This window comes from Solirubrobacter ginsenosidimutans (assembly GCF_027587205.1).
In genome coordinates this window covers 236298-254555 of record NZ_JAPDOD010000003.1, presented here as the reverse complement: position 1 = coordinate 254555, position 18258 = coordinate 236298, and the positions used below count along the sequence as shown (strand labels likewise).

General features: G+C 71.7%; 11 protein-coding genes. 5 read left to right on the top strand and 6 right to left on the bottom strand.

Going from position 1 to position 18258, the window contains the following annotated elements:
• Positions 1-21: 21 nt before the first annotated feature.
• Positions 22-1431, top strand: a complete 1410-nt coding sequence (locus tag OM076_RS05980) for a protein kinase domain-containing protein (protein WP_270038574.1) — start codon at positions 22-24, stop codon at positions 1429-1431.
• Between the two features lie 3 nt (positions 1432-1434).
• Here the strand turns inward: OM076_RS05980 and OM076_RS05975 are convergent, their stop codons facing one another.
• From OM076_RS05975 to OM076_RS05960, 4 genes are read right to left on the bottom strand one after another with little or no spacing between them, the layout of a single operon-like run.
• Positions 1435-3789 (bottom strand): Hsp70 family protein, encoded by a 2355-nt coding sequence (locus OM076_RS05975; protein ID WP_270038573.1) that lies wholly within the window; start codon positions 3787-3789, stop codon positions 1435-1437.
• A gap of 7 nt (positions 3790-3796) precedes the next feature.
• Complete coding sequence (locus OM076_RS05970) at positions 3797-5632, bottom strand: dynamin family protein (protein ID WP_270038572.1); 1836 nt, start codon at positions 5630-5632, stop codon at positions 3797-3799.
• Entirely contained in the window at positions 5633-7123 is a 1491-nt protein-coding gene (locus tag OM076_RS05965; protein ID WP_270038571.1) for a dynamin family protein, read from the bottom strand.
• 6 nt (positions 7124-7129) lie between these two features.
• Positions 7130-9046 carry a serine/threonine-protein kinase gene (locus OM076_RS05960; RefSeq protein ID WP_270038570.1) on the bottom strand — a complete coding sequence of 639 codons (1917 nt, stop codon included), beginning with the start codon at positions 9044-9046 and terminating at the stop codon, positions 7130-7132.
• Positions 9047-9315: 269 nt separating this feature from the next.
• On the opposite strand from OM076_RS05960, the gene OM076_RS05955 reads away from it, so the two are divergent.
• Positions 9316-10230, top strand: a complete 915-nt coding sequence (locus tag OM076_RS05955; protein ID WP_270038569.1) for a cation diffusion facilitator family transporter — start codon at positions 9316-9318, stop codon at positions 10228-10230.
• A 12-nt stretch (positions 10231-10242) separates the two neighbouring features.
• Positions 10243-10653 carry a YccF domain-containing protein gene (locus OM076_RS05950; protein ID WP_270038700.1) on the top strand — a complete coding sequence of 137 codons (411 nt, stop codon included), beginning with the start codon at positions 10243-10245 and terminating at the stop codon, positions 10651-10653.
• Between the two features lie 9 nt (positions 10654-10662).
• On the opposite strand, the gene OM076_RS05945 is transcribed toward OM076_RS05950, so the two are convergent.
• Positions 10663-12639, bottom strand: coding sequence for a hypothetical protein (locus tag OM076_RS05945; RefSeq protein ID WP_270038568.1), 1977 nt, complete (start codon positions 12637-12639; stop codon positions 10663-10665).
• A 153-nt stretch (positions 12640-12792) separates the two neighbouring features.
• Positions 12793-14271, bottom strand: coding sequence for a TolB family protein (locus OM076_RS05940; protein WP_270038567.1), 1479 nt, complete (start codon positions 14269-14271; stop codon positions 12793-12795).
• A gap of 179 nt (positions 14272-14450) precedes the next feature.
• On the opposite strand from OM076_RS05940, the gene OM076_RS45885 reads away from it, so the two are divergent.
• On the top strand, positions 14451-15887 hold the full coding sequence (locus OM076_RS45885; protein WP_270038566.1) for a TIR domain-containing protein: 1437 nt from the start codon (positions 14451-14453) through the stop codon (positions 15885-15887).
• A complete protein-coding gene (locus OM076_RS05930) occupies positions 15884-18199 on the top strand; it encodes an nSTAND1 domain-containing NTPase (protein ID WP_270038565.1) in 2316 nt (771 codons plus the stop codon). The genes OM076_RS45885 and OM076_RS05930 overlap by 4 nt, the downstream gene beginning before the upstream one ends.
• The last annotated feature ends 59 nt before the right edge of the window (positions 18200-18258 follow it).

Genomic DNA, 18258 nt, shown 5'->3' with positions numbered 1-18258 from the left:
GTCAGGGTTTCTCGAAGGCGCATGGCATCTGACATCGGCGATCACACGGGGACGAGCGGCGACGGCCTCCCCGGGCGTGTGGGGCCGTTCGACCGGTTCGAGGCACGCCGGCGGCGCGGCTCGGCGACCGTCTACGACGGGCGCGATCAATCCGGCGCACCCATCGATCTTGAGCTCCACCTCCGGCGCGGACCCGCGGACATGATGCTCGAGGCGCAGGTCCGCAACCGCAGCGCGGCACTGCGCGCGGTCCGGCACCGCGGGCTCGTGCCGCACGTCGGCGTCGCGCTCGAGGACGGGGTCGTCGCGATCGCGAGCGAGCCGGCGCAGGGAGAGTCGCTGCGGGACCTGATCACCGCCTCAGGTCCACTCGACCCGCTGCGCGCCGCGAAGCTCATGGCAGGCGTGGGTGACGCACTCGATCAGCTGCACGTCCGGGGTCTCGTCCACGGCCAGCTGACCGCGGACTCGGTCGTCGTCGACGGCGACCGCGCGCTGCTGCGCGACGTCGGGGTGATGCCACTCGCGGCGCTGAGCCCCGGACGACCCCTCGCCGACGCCGACACGTTCGCCCCCGAGCGCGTCGAGCGGCTCGCGCATGCGGGGAGTGACGTGTACGCGCTCGGCTGCGTGGCGCTTGAAGCGCTGACCGGCATGCCCCCGTTTCCCGGGGGCGCCTCAGCGGCAAAGCTCGCGGCGCACCAGATGACGGCGCCGCCGGTGCCGTCCCAGCGCCGGCCGGAGCTCGGTACTGCGTTCGACGAGCCAATCGCCATCGCCCTCGCGAAGGATCCGGACGCGCGCTATCAGACGGCCGGCGAGCTCGGCGGGGCGTTGCTCGCCGCCGCCGGCGAGGCGCCACCCGCGCCGACCGTGCCGTCTCGGAGTGCGCCCGCTCGGCGGCCGGTCGCCAAGCGCGCCGCCGAGCCGACGCCGCCACCGCGGCGCACGAGCGAGCGAGAACCTCGCCCGCCCGCTCACGGTCGGGGTCTCGCAATCGCCGCCGTCGTCGCGGCAGCGGTGGTGGGCGTCGTCGCCGTGCTCGTGTTCACCGGCGGAGGCTCGTCGGTGACCGGCGACTGGCGCGGGCAGGAGACGGCCTCCTTGGCCGGCGCGCAGGCCACGCTCCCACTCACCGCCACGATCCGGCCGGGAGACGGCGACGCCGTCGAGGTCTCGATGAACGGCGGGAAGGATCAGGCCGGCTCGTTCGTCCTGGAGCCGACCATGGGCACGGTGAGCGAAGACGGCAAGCAGATCACGCTCATACGGCCGACGGGCACGTGGCGCCCGCTCGCGGACGGCGCCCCGGTCGCATTCGGGCCCGGCACAAAGTTCGAGCTGAGAATCGCCGGCGATCAGCTCGACGGGAATATCGCCACCCAGGACAGCAGCTTCCGGGCCAGGCTCAGCGCGCAGCGCGGCGGCTGAGGGTCAGCCCGCCTCCCACGGCACGCTACGCAGCTCCGCCGCCGCCGTGCGCACGTACAAGCGCCCCGCGCCTGACCCGACCGGCACCGCTCCCGCGGGCACCGCAAGCGTGGCGCGTACCCCGATCGGGTCGACGCGCAGCACGGCCGCCCGTCCCTCCTGGCGCGTGCTCAACCATGCGCCGTTCTCGGCCTCGACCGCCGCCTGGCCGGCCAGCAGGAACGAGTCGGCGCCACGATGCACCGAGAAGAGCCCGCGCTGGTGGGACACGCGCCAAGGCGGATCGACTGCCGCCTGCCGGTAGATGCCGGCGAGTTGCCGGTCGGACTCGGTGCGGCGCGCCACGTCGACGCGCAGCAGGTCCCACGGCGGCGCCGCGCGGGACCCGATGGCGAGATACAACGAGCCGGCGGTGACCACGGGCACGGCGTCGACGCCTTCGTCGCGATCGGTCTCGACCGTCAGCAGATGGGTCGCGCCGAGGTGGGCGTGCAGCCGCCGGCCACGGGACTCGACCTCGAGCCAGAGATCGCCGCCCGCCGTCAGGCGCCGGTCGGCCAGCCACGGCGCCGACTTGCGCGTCTGGACCTTGCGCATCCGCCCGTCCTCGGCCGCGGCGAACACGCTCTGCTCGAGCGTGCCGAGACCTCGCGTCGGCATCGCGAAGAACAGCTCGTGCCGCCCCGGGACGCCGCTGGCGACGCTCCAGAACGCCGGCGGCCCGTCGGTGGCCGCGGTCGTCACATGCTCGCCGATCCCGACGTCACGCTCGGTCTCCTCGTCGCGATCGGCGCTGGGAACGCCGATCGTGCGCAGCCGCAGCCGTCGCCGGTCGCGTCGCCCGCCGGGCCCAGGCGGCTCGGCGTAGACGATCCAGATGCACGTCGGGCCTGCCTCGACCATCACCACGTCGCCCTCGAGATCGAGCCCGAAGATCGGCGTGAGCTCCAGGTCGCGTGCCCACACCGTCCGTGGCAGCGCGACGACGACGCCTCCCCCATGCGCCGCGATCGACACCGCCTCGTCGCGGGGCAGATCCGGGAGGTCGATCGAGCGATCGGCGGCGCCGCGGCGGAGATCCAGGCGGGTGAGCTTCGCCGCGCCGGTCGGATCGCGGTGCACGAGAAAGGCGTGACGCTGATGTACGGCGCAGGCGATCAGGCTGCGCGCGTGCAGCTCTTCGCCACGCACCGCCCGCCGGCGGGGCCGCGCCGCGCGGCGCGACTCCAGCGCGAGCACCGCACCGAGCGCGACCGCCGTGCGCGGGTCGTCGGCGGTGTGCGCCGTGACGTCGGTCGTGGAGTTCACGACGTCGGCGACGAGCGGCATCCGGCTGGTCCCGCCGACGAGGTACGCGGCGCAGAGCCCGCGGTGATCGCCCGCGCTCTCCAGCCCGCGCCGCAGGCAGCTGCGGAACTCGTCGCGCGTCGTCTCGATGTCGTCGCGAATCAGGCCCTCGAACGTCTCGCGGGACACGACCGTGGCAGGGGCGATCCTGTCGGGGAACTCGAGCGTCACGCGGTCGACGTCGCTCAACCGTTCCTTCGCGCCCCGGACCTGCCCGGCGAGCGCGACCTGCCGCCGGCGCCAGACGGGATCCTCCTCGCCGGTGTCCACGAGCCGCAGCGCTTCCGCGGCGTCCGGCGCCTCGCGCTCGAGGTGGTCGAGGACATGCTCATACAGCCGCCAATCGAACAGGTCGCCACCGACCTCGGCCTCGGCGAGCGCGACGACCGTCAGGCGGCCCTGGTCGCGCCGGAGGACCGCGATGTCGCAGGTCGAGGCGCCGATGTCATAGATCGAGCACAGTTCGCCCTCGGCGATCGGGAGCTCGCCGTCGCCGTGGTGATGTGCTGCGGCTTCGGCCTCGTTGATGAGGCCGACCGCTCCCGGGATTCCGGCGAGCTGCGCGGCCGCGCGCAGAACACGCCGGCGCACGGCATGCGGCCCGTCCGGCGCCCAGGCGACGGGGCACGTGAGCGTGACCTCCACCGGCACATCGCCGAACTGGGCGATCGCGGCATCGTGGGCGCGCGCCAGAACCCGCGCGATCAGCGCCACGAGCGGGATCGACCGATGCGTCAGGGTCTCCACCTCCTGGCCGGCACGGATCGCCGACTTGAGCGTGAGCTGGCCGCCGAGCGGATCGGTGGCGATCGCCTCGACGGCCGCCCGCCCGACCCAGATCTCGCCGTCATGGGCGCGGTAGACGGCCGACGGCAGGTAGATCCCCGACGGGTCGGTCCCATCCACTTGGACGACTTCGGGCTCGCCTCCCGCCCGCATCCCGGCCGCGACCGTGACCGAGGCACCGAAGTCGATGCTCACGAACAGCGGGGCGCGAGCGTCACCGGCCACCGGCGGGTCAGCGGATCGCGGAGTACGCGGTACCGGGGGCGCTGAGCGCCTGCACCGGACACTGCGGATCGGCGAGCAGCGCGCGATGGCGCTCGAGCAGTGGCTCGACGGCAGCGAGACGCGAGCGGGCGGCTTCGAGTCCCACCTTGCCGCTCTGGAGCCCGCGCATCGTCTGGCCGAGGCTCGCGAGCCGCGCGAGGTAGCTGTCGTTCATCTGTTGCCTGAGCTCCTCGTTCAGGTTCGTCGCGCGTGACGCGAGCGCGCTGTTCAGACGCGACGCGGCGTGCTCGTTGGCCCGCAGGTACTCGAGCGCCGCGCGACGGCTGCGGCGCTTGTCGACATCCAATTCCTCGCGCCGTGCGAGATAGAAGCCGAGCGGCAGCGCGATCGGCAGGATCGCCGTGCCGATGCCCGGAAGGGCGAGGTTGGCCGCCCCCGCGACGAGCATCACCCGCATCGCCCGCTTGACGGTGCGCTCGACCGGCGACGCAGCGTCGGTGGGTACGGGGAGGCGGTCCCCGCGCGCAAACGTCGCCGGCAACGCGTCCGCCTTGTCCTCGCCACGTGACACCAGCACGATCTCACCCTCCAGGCCCAGCTCGCGGTAGAGGTCGCCCGCGGCCGCTGCTGAACGGTCCCGCAGCGCGTTGACCGCCAGCAGCCAGGCCGCGCGCACTCGGCTTTCCGCCGCTTCGGGGAGCCGCTCCGAGATCGCGGGCGTCCAGCTGGTCTCGATCTCGTGCCGCAGCTCGGCCAACGCGCGGGCGACGCCGGCGACGTACTCGAGGGACACCTCCTTCTCGATCGTCGCCATCCGCTGGTTGAGCTTCGCGACCGCCGGGATGCTCTTGATGCGCTCGATCTCCATGCTGAGCTCGTTGATGCGCGAGGTGGGGTCCTCACCGCTGGCGGCGGTCTCGACCTGCTCTCGATCCGGACGCGTCAGCTCATTGAGCGAGATCCCCACGCGGTCGAGGAGCAGCGCGTGCTTCTCGCGGACGACGAGATCGCAGACCTCGGCGAGCACCGTGCGCAGGCGCGCGACGCCGCTCAGCTCGTGCAGTGCAGCCGTCCCGTCGGACCCGTCGACTTCGAGCTGCTGGGCGTGGCGCTCCAGCCAGGCGCTGACCGGCAGCGCTCGCACATCCGCGTCGAGCCCCGGGACCGCCTCCAGCACGGCGACGTGGCCGGCGGCGTCGTCGGACTCGTCGCACTTGTTCGCGGCGACGATGATGTGCCGGACGTGTTCCGCCGCGAGCTTGAGGATCGCGATGTCCTCCTCGTCGGCCGGCGTGCGCCCATCGAGCACGAGCATGACCGCGGACGCATCGGCAAGTGCCGCGAGCGCCGCCGTCGTATGGCTCGCGTCCAGGCCGAGCAGGCCCGGCGTATCGAACAGCGCCAGCCCGTCCGCCAGCACCGGGCTGTCGTGTTCGATCTCGACGTAGGCCACCTCGTGGCGACGAGAGCCATGCGCCGTCGCGTACTCGTCGAGGCCGGAGAACGGGATGTCCTCGGGCGTTCGGTCCGGATCGTGGAAGACGACGACCGCTCGCGGGGGCGCGCCCTCCTCACCGCTCTGGAGACGGAGGTAGACGTTCGTCGCGACGTCATCCTCCATCGGTGTGACATCGCTGCCGAGCAACGCGTTGATCAGCGTGCTCTTCCCCGTGCTGCGTTTTCCGATCACCGGCATCCCCACCTGCCGGACGACCGCCTGACCGAGCTCCAGGATCGGTCGCTGCAGGTTTGCCGCGTGAGTCTTGTGCAGCGCGGCGAGCGCGTCGTTGCTCAGCCCCACGATTGCCCGCATCCATTCGAGCCCGGGCTCCCCGGCGGGCATTCAGGCCACGTTCCCGCTCGTCGTGCCGTCGACCCGGCCGACCATGTCGTCCAGCGCGCGCCGCGCCTCGGCCGCGATCCGCCGCAGCTGCGGGGGCGATGGCCGCCGCATCTCCAGGGCATGCCACGCGTCGCGCCGCCGAAGCACCTGCTCGAGCGAGAGTGGGAGCGACGCGGCCGCGGCGTCGGCGCCGAAGAGCTCGCGCAACTCGTCGCGCTGCGACGCCGAGAGCACGGTGCGGCGGTCGGCGATCTCGCGCAGCAGCTGCAGCGCACGCAGCGCGATGCAGTGCTCGCCGGTGCGAACGGTCTCGACGTGACCGCGCAGGCGATCCGCCGCCTGCGACGACAGGCCGCCGTGGCGAGCGAGCGCCAACCGCTCGAGCGACGTCAGCAGTGCGTCGGCGCGCAACAGGGTCGAACGGCTGCGGAACGTCTCGTCGATCAGCTTGCGGACGCGCTCGAAGCCCGAGAGGCGCCGGAGCTCGTCGGCCAGCAGTTGTGGATCCCCGCGCTCGGCAAGCTCGAGCGCGACGTGGAGCCCATACATCCCGAACGCGTCATGCAGAGCCACCTGTCGCTCCGCCGGGAGCGGCGACCGGGCGGCCGCGAGCAACCGCCGGTCCAGCAGCATGGTCGCGCGGTCAGGGCTCTGCGCGAGCGCTTGCAGATCCGCAACGACCGTTTGGTCGATCGCCCGCATCGCGCACGCGGTCTGCGCGAGCAGGCCGACGACCGGGAGCGCGTCCCAGACGCGGTGGCGCAGCTCCGACTGGTGCCCGGCAAGCATCGAGTGCCCGATCGCCAGCGGCTCGCGCTGGTCGCGGGTGCTCGCCTTCCACCAGCCGTCGACCTTGCTCAGGATCAGGACGGCGTTGGTGGGCGCTTTGCTGACCGGCCCGAACAACTCCTGGAACTCGCGCAGCTGTGCATCGTCGGCGGCGGCGCCTGGGATCTGGTTCGTGACATAGACGAGGGCGTCGGCCATGCCCGCGGCACGCGTCGTGCGGTCGCGCAGTAGCGCCCGCGCCCGCTCGCTGCGCTCCTTGGTGGGCGAGCACAGGCCGGGCGTGTCGATGACCGTCATGCCCTTCAACCACTCCGCGTCGATGCGCACGTCGATCGGGTTCTCCGACTCGAGGTCGATCGGCCCGAGCGGCGGCAGCGTACCGTCGGCCTCGAGTGGCATCGTCCGCATCGTCCCGTCGGGGCGGCGGACATGAACCTCGTTCGGGCCATGGCGGAACCACCAGTTCGCCATCGTCGTCTCGCCGCTGCCCGTGGCGGCGAGGCACCGGCCGATCAGGCAGTTGACCAGCGTCGACTTGCCGGCGCTGATCGGCCCGGAGACCGCGACGCGGAGCGGTTCTCCGAGGCGTGCCCGGTCCCGTTCGACCAACGGGTGGACGGGCTGCAATTCGGGGTCTGCGGCGATCGCGTCGCACACCGCCCGCAACTCGCCGATCAACCCCTGCGCGGCGTCCGGCCCCATGGCGACCTACGCGGGTCGGGCCGGGCGCCCGGCCACGAGCGACGCGAGCAGCGCTACGAGCAGTCCGACAGGCACCAAGACCATTCCCACACCGAACGAGCGCGTCGCGAGGAAGATCACCACCGTGATGTAACCGGCGTACCCGAACCCGAGCGCGGCGGCGAGCGTGCGCAGCATTCCGACGCCGATCGTCGAACGGGAGAACGTGACGAGCGCGAGCAGGATCAGACACCCGATGAACGCGAGCAGCGGCAACTTGCTGCGCAGCGTGAAGTCCCACACGTCTCCCCCCCACTGCGGATTCAGCCGGATGAATATCCCACCCGCCGCTGCGAGGCCGCCGACGAGCACCAACACCGCCGCGAGGCGGCGCCTCGGCACCTCACCGCGGAGAGTTCCGCCGGCGGCGAAGCCGAGCACGCCACCCGCCACCAGGAGCAATTCACTCGCGATGGCGACGATTCCCGGAGCTTTCAGTGCGTCGAGCCAGTTGGCGGACTGGGACGCGTGGTAGCCGGCGACGGTGGCCAGGATCGCCAGCACGACGCCGGGGCCGAACGGCCGTCGCCTGACCCACAGTGCGACTGCGGTCGCCGCAGCGAGGGCGAGCAGTCCGAAGGCGATCACGTCGTTCGTCGTCTTCTCGTTCTGGACGATGTTCGAGTAGCCGTCGTAGGTGTCCATGAACATCGACGCCGCTCCGGCCGCGACGCCGACGAGGGCGAGGACGGCGGCGAGCCGGGCGAGCCGGGCGTTGCGTCCAGTCGACGTGACGGGTTCCGGCGCCGGCGCCTCCGGCGCATCGCGAGGTGGCGGTACCGGCGGCGGGGTCGCTGCCCGCTTGCGCGCCGCTTTGGGCTTCGGCGCCTTGGGAGGCGGCGCCGGCTCAGGCTCAGGCTTGGCCTTGGGCGCAGCCGTCTTGCGCACGAAGCGCGCCGAGGTCGCGACGGCGGCCAGCGCCGCTTCGCCGAACGCCTCGGCCGACTCGAAGCGATCCTCGGGACGCTTCGCCATGGCCGTCTTGAGCACGGGGTTGAGCCGTGGGTCGAGCCCCTTGTCGCTGAGATCGGGCGGCTCGACGGTCAGGTGTGCGTTGAGCTTGGCGGCGTCCGAGCCGCGCGGGAACGGCACCTCGCCGCTCAACGCGAAATACAGCACGCAACCGAGCGCGTACACGTCGGTCTGGGCGGTTACCGGGTCGTCCGCGATCTGCTCGGGCGCGATGAAGTCGAGCGTGCCGACGACGCCACCTGTGCGCGTGAGTCCGGAGCGTGAGGACGAAGCGGCTCTGATCAGCCCGAAGTCCGTCACGAAGACGTGCTCGCGTCCACGTACTCGATCGATCAGGAGGTTGGCCGGCTTGACGTCGCGGTGCACGACGTTGATCGCGTGCGCAGCCCCGAGCGCCTGCCCGGCCTGCGCGACGAAGTCCGCCGCCCGCTCGGCCGCCAGAGCGCCTTCCTCCTCGATCAGCGTCGACAGATCGGGCCCGTCGACGTAGCGCATGACGATGTAGAGGCGCCCTTCCTGCTCGCCGTAGTCGAAGATCGGGACCGCGTGCGGGTCATCGATCGCGCTCGCCGACTTCGCCTCGAGCTCAAACCGTGCCCGATAGCTCTGATCCTGTGACAGCTCGGGCGCGATGACCTTCAGCGCGACCGTCCGCCCGAGACGCAGGTGCTCCGCGCGGTAGACGACGCCCATGCCACCGCGCGCGATCCGTTCGTCGATCCGGTACTGGGCGATCTCGGCGCCGATCAGCGGGTCCGCGTCGAGCCCCGTTGGCGGAAGTCCTGTCACATCGCCACCCCCTCGCCGTTCTCGGCGGGGTTGAATCTCTCGTCCATCGCCGCCGATCATCTCCGAGTCGGACCAGCGAGCGCAAGACTCCTTATTTGGTTCAGACACCTTCGTTCGCGCCATGCTTCTCCGGGCGCGCGGACCCGGATCACGGCCGTCTCGATACAGCGCCTTTGGACCGATTAACGGAATGTCATGACGGGAACCAGCGAAGCTGAACTACCCGCACATCTGTCGAACACCTCGTGATCCGCGCGCAGGGTCTCCGCGAGCCGGTTCGACGCCGCCTTCGAATCGGCCCGGCGATAGCTGATCATGACCCTCACAGCGCAACTCAACTACCGGTGGCCGCAGCATGCAACACCGGCCGCGAGCGTCATGATGCGACGCGCGTGTCGGACGAGAGCCTCTGGAGCGTCCTCGCCGCACTCGCGGCCAACCTGACCATCGCGGTGGCCAAAGGCGTCGCCGCCGCGCTCACCGGCTCGGCGGCGCTGTTCGCGGAGACGCTCCACACCGTCGCCGACGCCGGCAATGAGGTGCTGCTGTGGATCGCGGTGCGCCGCAGCGCGCGACCGGCGGACGCCACGCACCCGCTCGGCTACGGGCCGGAGCGCTACTACTGGGCGCTGCTGGCGGCCGCCGGCATGTTCGTCGTCGGCGGCGCCGTGTCGGTCTATCAGGGCGTCCGCGCGCTGATCGACCCGCCGGAGCTCGAGGCGTTCTGGGTCGGCGTCAGCGTGCTCGTGATCGCGCTGGTGCTCGACGGGTCGAGCCGGCTCGTGGCCGTGCGCACGCTTCGCCGCCAGGCCACCCGCGCTGAGACCACGGTGCGGGTCCTCCTGCGAGAGAGCCCGGACCCGACGGTGACGACGATCTACTTCGAGGACACGATCGACGTCCTCGGCGCCGCCCTCGCCTTGGTGGCCCTGGTCCTGCACCGCGTGCTCGGCTGGGAGTGGCCCGACGCCGTCGCCTCGCTGATCATCGGGCTCCTGCTCGCGTTCGTCGCGTGGCGGATGGCGAGCCGCAACCGCGGACTGCTCTCCAACCAGGCCATCGCGCCGCAACTCGCCGACCGCCTGCGTGAACGCCTGCTGCAAGAGGCGGGGATCGCTGAGGTCGTGCGGATGGAGTCGGTCTATCTCGGGCCGACCGAGGCGATGGTCGCCGCCGACGTCGTCGTCGACTGCTCAGACGTCCCGGCCACGCTGGAACGGGTTCGCGATGCCGTCAAGCGCGACACGCCCTTCGTGCGGCGTCTCTACCTCACGCCCGTGCGCAACCTGCGCGACGAAGCCGCCTAAGATCGACCCGGCATTCGCCTTCTGCTCAACATCATCTGGCTCATCTTCGCCGGCCTGTGGATGGCCTTGGCCTACGCGTTCGCGGCGCTGATCTGCTTCGTCTTGATCATCACGATCCCGTTCGGCATCGCGTCGCTGCGGATCGCCGTCTTCGCCCTCTGGCCCTTCGGCAAGACCGTCGTCAGACGCGCGGACGCCGGGATCGCCTCCGGCATCGGCAACGTCCTGTGGTTCGTGCTCTGCGGCTGGTGGCTGGCGATCGCCCACCTCGTGACGGGCGTCGCGCTGTGTCTGACGATCATCGGCATCCCGCTCGGCCTCGCCAACTTCAAGCTCATCCCGGTCTCGCTGCTCCCGCTGGGCCGGGAGATCGTCGACATCGATGACACACAGCAGTTCGGCGGCGCGAACGCGTTCAGGTGACGCGCGCGGTCACGACGCGCCGGGATGCCAGGTGCGACTGTGGAAGATGGTGCGCATCGGCTGGCTCCAGAGCAGCTGCAGCGACGGCGTCGCCGGCCCGAAGGCGTCCTGTCCGAGCCGCTGGCGGCGGTAGGGCGTGACCAGCTCGGTCCGGCTGTACGGCGCCCAGCGTGCGACGATGTTCATCGGGTATGTGCGCCCGTTGACCGGCACGAAACGGCGCGGCTCCCATGACCAGTCGGCGCCCGTGCGGTCGCGGATATTGGAGGCGTAGCTGAGCAGCGTCGTAGTGCGCGCCGGCATGCTCGCGCATCCCGTCCAGTCGGGCGCCTGGGCGGGATTCGGATACAGGTAGTTCGCGTGCGATCCGGTCGCGACGGCGACCAGCGGCCGCACCCGCGGCTGCGCCCCGGTCGTCTTCACGTCCTTCCAGGGGTACCACTGGCCGCCGCAGTGCTCGGAGAGCCCCATGAACAGCGGCCGATCGTCCGCAAATCCGATCGTCACCGCCTCCCAGTCGGCCTCATGGTGCTGCTCCAGTTGCCCGGCGACCACCGGCGAGACCCACTCGTCGTAGCGGTAGAACAGCCAATATTGCAGCAGGATCGTGGTTGGCTCGCCCCACGGCCCGAACGGTCCGAACGGGTTCGGCGAGTCGTCCTCCGGTGGCTTCTCGCGGCGGAAGACGCGAACGTAGACGGTGCCGTCGCGCCCCTGCTCGCCGGAGGGGTGCGTGTGTCCTCCGGCGCAGGAGTCGCCTCCGGCGGAGCAGTCGATCGTCAGCGAGTAGCACGGGGCGGGAACGATCCCCGGGCAGCTCGTCAGCGAGCGCACGTGGGCGCCCTCGACGGGCTCGCCGTTCCAGTTGTTGACGCGCACGTCCTTCAGGAAGCCGGTCACCGGCTCGGGCGCCCAGCGCTCCCGCGCCGAGAACACCAGCACTGGCGCGTAGGTCCGAGCCAACTGGTCGTCGGTCATCTCGGCGGGGGTCAGCGTCGCCCGACCCGGCGGGCCTGCGCCCAGCCGGCTGTCGAGCACCCCGGAGGCGCGTCCCGCATTCGCCGACAACACCATCGCGACGAACAGCGCCAGCGCGGCGAGCACGCAACTCGCGAGTCCAAGGCTTCGCAGCCGTGCCGTGCGCGCCGGCGAGTCGAACTCCGCCTGGCCGGCCTTCCAGGCGTCCCCGCGTAGACCCCGGCCCGGCTTGAGTCTCGGGGCGACGAGCTCCCAGATGCCGGCGAGAACCACGCCCGCCGCGGCCAGCAGGAGAAGCAACCCGGCCGAGAGCCACGGCGTGTGCTTCTGCAGGAGCGTGTAGCCCGGCACGATGCCGATCTGCATGACCACTCGGTAGCCGGCGGCGAACGCGAGCAGCGAGACCGCGAAGCGAAGCCGGCTCGTGGCGTATCCGGCGATCCGCAGGGCGAGCGCAACCAAGAGCAGCGTCAGAGCGCCGGCGAACCACAGCGAGGCGAAGCCGCCACGCTCCTCGAGCGCTTCGCTCCCCGACTCGCGCACGGTCCACACGATCGCCACCGTGAACAGCACTTTCGCCGCACCGCGCGCCAGTTGCCGCGCGCCGGGCCAGCCGCCGAGCCGTTGTAGAACCTCGCTCCCCACGGCCTCGGCCTCCGGGATCTCGGGCTTGACGAGGAGGTTCCAGGCGATCAGGAACGCCACCGCACCGGCCAGCAGCTGAAGTGGCAGCGGCGATTCGATCGTGCCGGCGGCCAGGACGAGCAGGAGCGGCACGCCTAGCGGCCGCACCGCGACCGCCAGGTCGGTGACCGGCTTCAACCAGGCGAGGCCGGCCGCGACGCTGAGCGCGATCCCGACACCGGCGCATGCTCCCAGCAACAGGGGTCCGCCGCGATTCCGGTACAGGTACGCGCTGACCAGCGCCACCAGCGTCAAGCCGGCGAGCGCGACGAACGCGAGCCGACGAGGCCTGTTCTGTGGAAGATGCTCCTCGACGGCGGCCATTGCCCTCCCGGCGGACCCTAGGACCTGCCCCCGGGGGTCGCTGCCTCATGATGGCCTGAGCGATCAGGATTTGTTGCTGCGGCACGGATCCACAAACCGACACGCGCACCGCAGGGTTGTCAGCGTACGGACAATTCCCGCCGTGCGGCAACTTCAGCCCGTCGGCGCTTGTGGCAGGGCGTCGCGGTTGGCCCCGCACGTGCCTGCAAGCGGGCGACCGTCGGGGCTCGGGTGGACGTAGCACTGCCCGGCGGAGACCAGGATCGTGAACGGGAAGTCGTCGTCGCGCACGTCCACGTCGCCCTCGACGACGACGGTGATCTCCTTGTCGCAGGTGACCTTCATGTACCAGGCGGTGCGCCGTGAGGTGCCGTTGGTGTGCGAGCCCGACTGCTTCCAGCGCCCTGGGGCCTTGGTCGAGATGGACGCGTTGTCGTAGATCGCCCGCGAGGCCGCGGCCCGGCCGTCGGTCGGGCAGCCCGTCGCGGCCAGCTGGAGCTCGTTCGTGAGGTCGCCGGGGTGCTGGGTGAACGTGAACCGGCCCTTGAGGCGGGCGGAGGTGTTCGGCCCCGCGGGCGCCGCCGCGATGAGATCCACCTCCGCGTCCCCGGTCTCGATGCGGGTGTCGACGGGCAGCTGGGCCTTGCGGTCGAGCGCGATGAGCTCGTCGGAGCCCGGGACCTTGACCTTGATGTCGCCGGTCGGCGCGGCGGTCACCGAGTCTCCCGGCTGCGGTGCGCTGGGACGTGGGAGGAGTCCCCAGTCGGCGTTGCGTCCCGCCTTCACGCGGGTCGGCACACCCGCCTCGGCGGTGAGCGCCGCGCGGGCACCGGCCGTGCCCTCGGCGTCGGCCACCCATAGCGCCCGGTTGCGGTGCGTGTAGAGGATCTGCAGTCCGTCCGGCGACCAGGCCGGGCCGCGATCGCCCGCGCCGGGTGGCGTGATGGTCCGGACGTCGGCGCCGGTCGCGAGGTCGACGCTGACGATGTGGGTCGAGCTCGCGGTGCCCGCGGCGAACGCGATCCGCTTGCCGTCCGGGCTCCAGGTCGGATCCGCGGCGTAGCTGCCGACTGCCGCCAGCAGCCTGGGGTCGGTCCCGTTCGGGGCCATGATCCAGATCGCGTAGCTGCCCTCCTTGTTGCTCGCGAACGCGATCCACTTGCCGTCGGGCGACCACGCCGGCTGGCGCTCGACCACGTCCGGCTCGCCGGCGATGACGCGCGCGACGGTTCCGTCGGCGTGCATCACCCACACGTCCGAGCTCCCGTAGCGGCGGCTCGTGAACGCGATCCAGCCCCCGCCCGGCGACCACGTCGGCGAGGAGTCGGCGCCTGGCGCGCGTGTCAGCCGTCGCGGGGTGCCGGCGACCGGCGCGCCGATCGACCAGATGTCGCGCGAGTGCCCGTTGCCTGAGGAGTAGGCGATCCGGCTGGCCCGCGCCGACCACGCCGGGTCGCGTCCGGACGCCGCGAGCCGGGTCGGCTGCGGGACGTTGACCAAGGCGTCGGTGCCGACCGTCCACAACCCACCGGCGTGCTCGTAGACGAGGTTGCCGTTGACCCCTGGCGATTGCCCGTGGGCGGGCGCGGCCACCGCGAGGGTGAGCGCGAGCACCGCCAGTGCCGTCCGCATGCGACCTACCCTCGCCCACCGTTGCCCCGCGCCGCAACCCGCGCTCCGCTCGACGTGGTGCATCCCGCCAATGGTCCAAAGTTCGGAGTGTCTGCACTCGGACTCCACTGGTGAACCTTTCCGGCTGTGGTCCTCGAACGCGTTGCCGGTAGCGGCGATCCGCTGAAGAGTCCGCAGTGGTGCAGGTGTTCATCAGCTACCGCCGCTCCGACAGCGCGTCCGCCGCCGGACGGCTCGCCGACGGGTTGTCGGAGAAGCTCGGCGCCGAGTCGGTGTTCTTCGACACGCGCGACCTCACGGCGGGCATGCAATGGCGCGACGAGCTCGTGCAGCGCGTGCGCGCGGCCGATGTCGTGCTCACCGTCATCGGCCCGCGGTGGGCGGACGCGGCCACGGAACGCGACCGGGACCGTCAGCGCGGCTCCGCGGACCAGGACGTCGTCCGGCTCGAGGTCGAGCAGGCGCTGCGCTACGCGCCGATCGTGATCCCCGTGCTGGTCGACGGCGCGACGATGCCCTCGCGCCAGACGCTCGCGCGGCCGCTGCAGCCGATCACCGCGCTGCAGGCGGAGTCGTTGCGCTCGGAGTCCTGGCATCAGGACGTCGAGGCGCTCGTCGCGAACCTGGCGACCGCGCAACCGCCGCCCACGCCTCCCTCCCCGGCCGCGCCGCCCGCCACCAACGGCGCCAGCGCCGATCCCAGCGTCCGGCGCGCGGCCCAATACCTGGCCAGCGGCTCGCTCGTCATCGTGCTCGGCAGCCGTTCCAACCACGCCGACGGCAACGGCGGCGCGCCGGTCGACGACGACGAGCTGGCGCGCCGGATCGCCGAGGAGCTCGGCGTCGACGTGGGCGACCGCGGCCTCGCCTGGGTCTCACAGCAGTTCGCGCTCACCGACGGGCGCTTGGAGCTCGTGCAGCAGGTCACCCGGATGATCGACGCGGACGCGCGGCCGACCTCCGTGCACCAGGCGCTCGCGCACCTCGCCCACGTGCTGGGCGAGCGCGGCGGCGGCGGCCTGATGATCCTCAACGCCAACTACGACCGCGCCCTGGAGCGCGCCTTCGACGCGGTCCGTGAGCCGTATGACCTGGCGGTGTTCGACGGTCAGCACGGCGGCCGCTTCGTCCACGTGCCCTGGTGGAGCGAGGGCGAACCGGAGCGGCGGCGGATCGACGTGCCCAACGAGTACGTGAACCTGCCCGTCGACGAGCACGGCCGCCTCGAGCACACGGTGATCGTCAAGCTCCACGGCGGCGCGACCGATCCGTGTCCGCCCGAGGATCGCGACAACTACGTGATCACCGAGGACGACCACATCGGGTACCTGTCGCGTGGCCCGATGGAGAGCCTCGTGCCCTTGCAGATCCTGCGCAAGATGCGCGAGAGCCACTTCCTCTTTCTCGGCTATCCCGTCGGTGACTGGGCGATGCGCGTTCTGCTGCAGCGGCTGTGGGGCGAGCAGCGGCTGCAGATGAAGTCCTGGGCCGTCGATCCCGACCTGTCGGCCGGTGAGCCGGAGCTCTGGGGTCAGCTCGGTATCGCCGTCGTCGCGAAGCCGCTGCCGGCCTATGCGCAGGCACTCCAGCTCGCGGTCTCGCAAGCCGTCCCGTGACCGACAGCCCGTACAAGGGCATCGACTTCTTCGTCGAGGCGGACGAGGAGCTCTTCTTCGGGCGCGACGAGGAGCGCAAGCGGATCATCGGCAACCTCACCGCCTCGCGGCTGACGCTCCTGTACGCCGAGAGCGGCGTCGGCAAGAGCTCGCTGCTGCGCGCGGGCGTGGCCGCGCGCCTGCGCCATTCGCCGCGTCCATATCTCCCGATCGTGTACAGCGCCTGGACGGGCGATCCGACCGCCGGCCTGCTCGGCGCCCTGGGCGGCGCCGACGGGAGCCTGGAGGAAGCGCTCGAACGCAAGGTCACCGACGGCGCGCTGCCGCTGGTGATCCTCGACCAGTTCGAGGACCACCTGTACGACCGCAGCGACGAAGCCACGCGCTTCGACGACGCGCTCGCCCGCTGCATCGCCCGCCCCGACCTGCGCGCGAACTTCCTGATCGCGGTCCGCGAGGATGCCTACTCGCGCATCGGCGACCGCTTCAAGGCGCGGCTGCCCAACGTCTACGGCAACTTCCTGCACCTCGACTTCCTCGACGAACGCGCCGCGCGCGACGCGGCGACGCTCCCGCTGGAGGTCTTGAACGCGCGCCTCGAGAACGGCCGGCCGCGCTACGAGCTCGGCCCGGGCCTGCTCGACGCCGTGCTCGGCGACGTCCATCGCGTCGACGACGACCGCAACCCCGTGCTCGCCGCCGACGGGACGCCGCGCGTGGAGACGGCCTACCTGCAGCTCGTCCTCGAGCGCCTGTGGGATGAGGAGCGGGCCAACGGCTCGCCGGTGCTGCGCCTGGAGACGCTCGAGCGCCTCGGCGGCGCCGACACGATCGTCAGCGCCCACGTCGATGACGTGCTCGACGCCCTCACCCCGCCCGAGCAGGATGCGGCCGCGGACGCGCTGCGGTTCTTCGTCACCGCGGGCGGGCGCAAGCTCGCGCTCGGCACGGCCGAGGTGAGCGGCTTCTCCGGTGTCCCGCCGGAGACGCTCGAGCCCGTGCTCGAGCACCTGCAGGACCACCGGATCCTGCGGCCGGTCGTGTCGACCGACGCCGAGCCGCGCCGCGAGGTCTTCCACGACATCCTCGCGCGGCCGATCACCGCGTGGCGCGGGCGCCACGTCGACGCGCGGCGCTTCCGCGGGCTCGAACGGCGCAACCGGATCCTCGCCGCCGCGGTCGCCGTGCTCGCCGCCGTCACCGCGGCGCTGATCCTCTACGCCGCCAATCCGATCGGGCTGCGCAAGCTCGAGCTGGCGACGATCGACATGCGCTTCCGGCTGCGGCCCGAGCGGACGCCGAGCGACGTCGTGTTCGTCGCCGTCGACGATCGCACCGAGGCGACGCCGCGGCGGCTCTTCGCACGCGTGATCGGTGCAGTCGACGCCGCCGCACCGAGGGTGATCGCGGTCGACGTCAGCTTCGACAGCCCGCTGGAAGGCCAGCCGGCACGGGCGGGGACGCCCGAGCTCGTCAGCGCGGTCAAGGACGCGAGTGCGCCGGTCGCGCTGGCTGCAGTGGACTTCAGCGTCAGCCCCGGCGAGTCCGGGGGGACGCAGCTCGTGCCGCTCGTCCTCGCGGGCGACGCCCGGCTCAGCGATGACTGCGCCGCGGACGGCGTGACCTACGGGTACGCAGGGCTGCCGGATGACCCCGACGGCCGCGTACGTCGGATCGAAGGCTCGGTGCCGGGACGCGGCGCCGGAGACCCTTCCATGTGCACATTCGCGGTCGTCGCCGCGCATCTCGCCGGAGCCGGGGACGCGAAGCCGTCCTTGGAGACCGCCCGGCGCCGGGCCTGGAGCAACCAGACCTACAACACGGCCTGGATCGACTATCCGGGCGGCCCGGACACGATCCGCGAGGTCTCCAGCGCCGACCTGCTCAACGGGCGAACGCCGCCGGGTGCCCTGCGCGACAAGGTCGTCGTCGTCGGCTCCGCGGCCGAGCCCACGGACACGCTGCGCACGCCGTTCTCCTCCGCCCATCCGGGACCGAAGGTCCAAGCGGCGGCGATCGACACCGTCCTGCATGGCGAGCCGCTGCGCGACGCTCCCGTATTCGCCGATCTCGCCCTCCTGGTGACCCTGCTCGTGACCCCCGTGAGCCTGATCTGGGTGCGGTCGTGGTTCTGGGCCGCGGCACTCGCGGTCGCCACCGTGATCGCGCTGCTGGGCATCGTGATCGGCGCCTTCGCGGCCGGATATGTCGTGTCGGTGGTGCTCCCGCTGATCGTCCTCGCGCTGATCACCGCCTCCGGCACGATCGTGACGCTCGTGCTCACCGGCCGCGCTCGCGCGGCCGCCCGTTGACGCTCGCGTATGGATTCGCGCATTTCGGCTATTCAAAAGCTCGCCGCGCGTCGCTTGAG

Bases quoted from the DNA above. Each gene is read 5' to 3' on its own strand.
- OM076_RS05965 (WP_270038571.1), bottom strand. From the start codon at position 7,123: ATGGGGCCGGACGCCGCGCAGGGGTTGATCGGCGAGTTGCGGGCGGTG.
- OM076_RS05940 (WP_270038567.1), bottom strand. From the start codon at position 14,271: ATGCGGACGGCACTGGCGGTGCTCGCGCTCACCCTCGCGGTGGCCGCG.
- OM076_RS05980 (WP_270038574.1), top strand. From the start codon at position 22: ATGGCATCTGACATCGGCGATCACACGGGGACGAGCGGCGACGGCCTC.
- OM076_RS05945 (WP_270038568.1), bottom strand. From the start codon at position 12,639: ATGGCCGCCGTCGAGGAGCATCTTCCACAGAACAGGCCTCGTCGGCTC.
- OM076_RS05960 (WP_270038570.1), bottom strand. From the start codon at position 9,046: ATGGCGCGAACGAAGGTGTCTGAACCAAATAAGGAGTCTTGCGCTCGC.
- OM076_RS05970 (WP_270038572.1), bottom strand. From the start codon at position 5,632: ATGCCCGCCGGGGAGCCCGGGCTCGAATGGATGCGGGCAATCGTGGGG.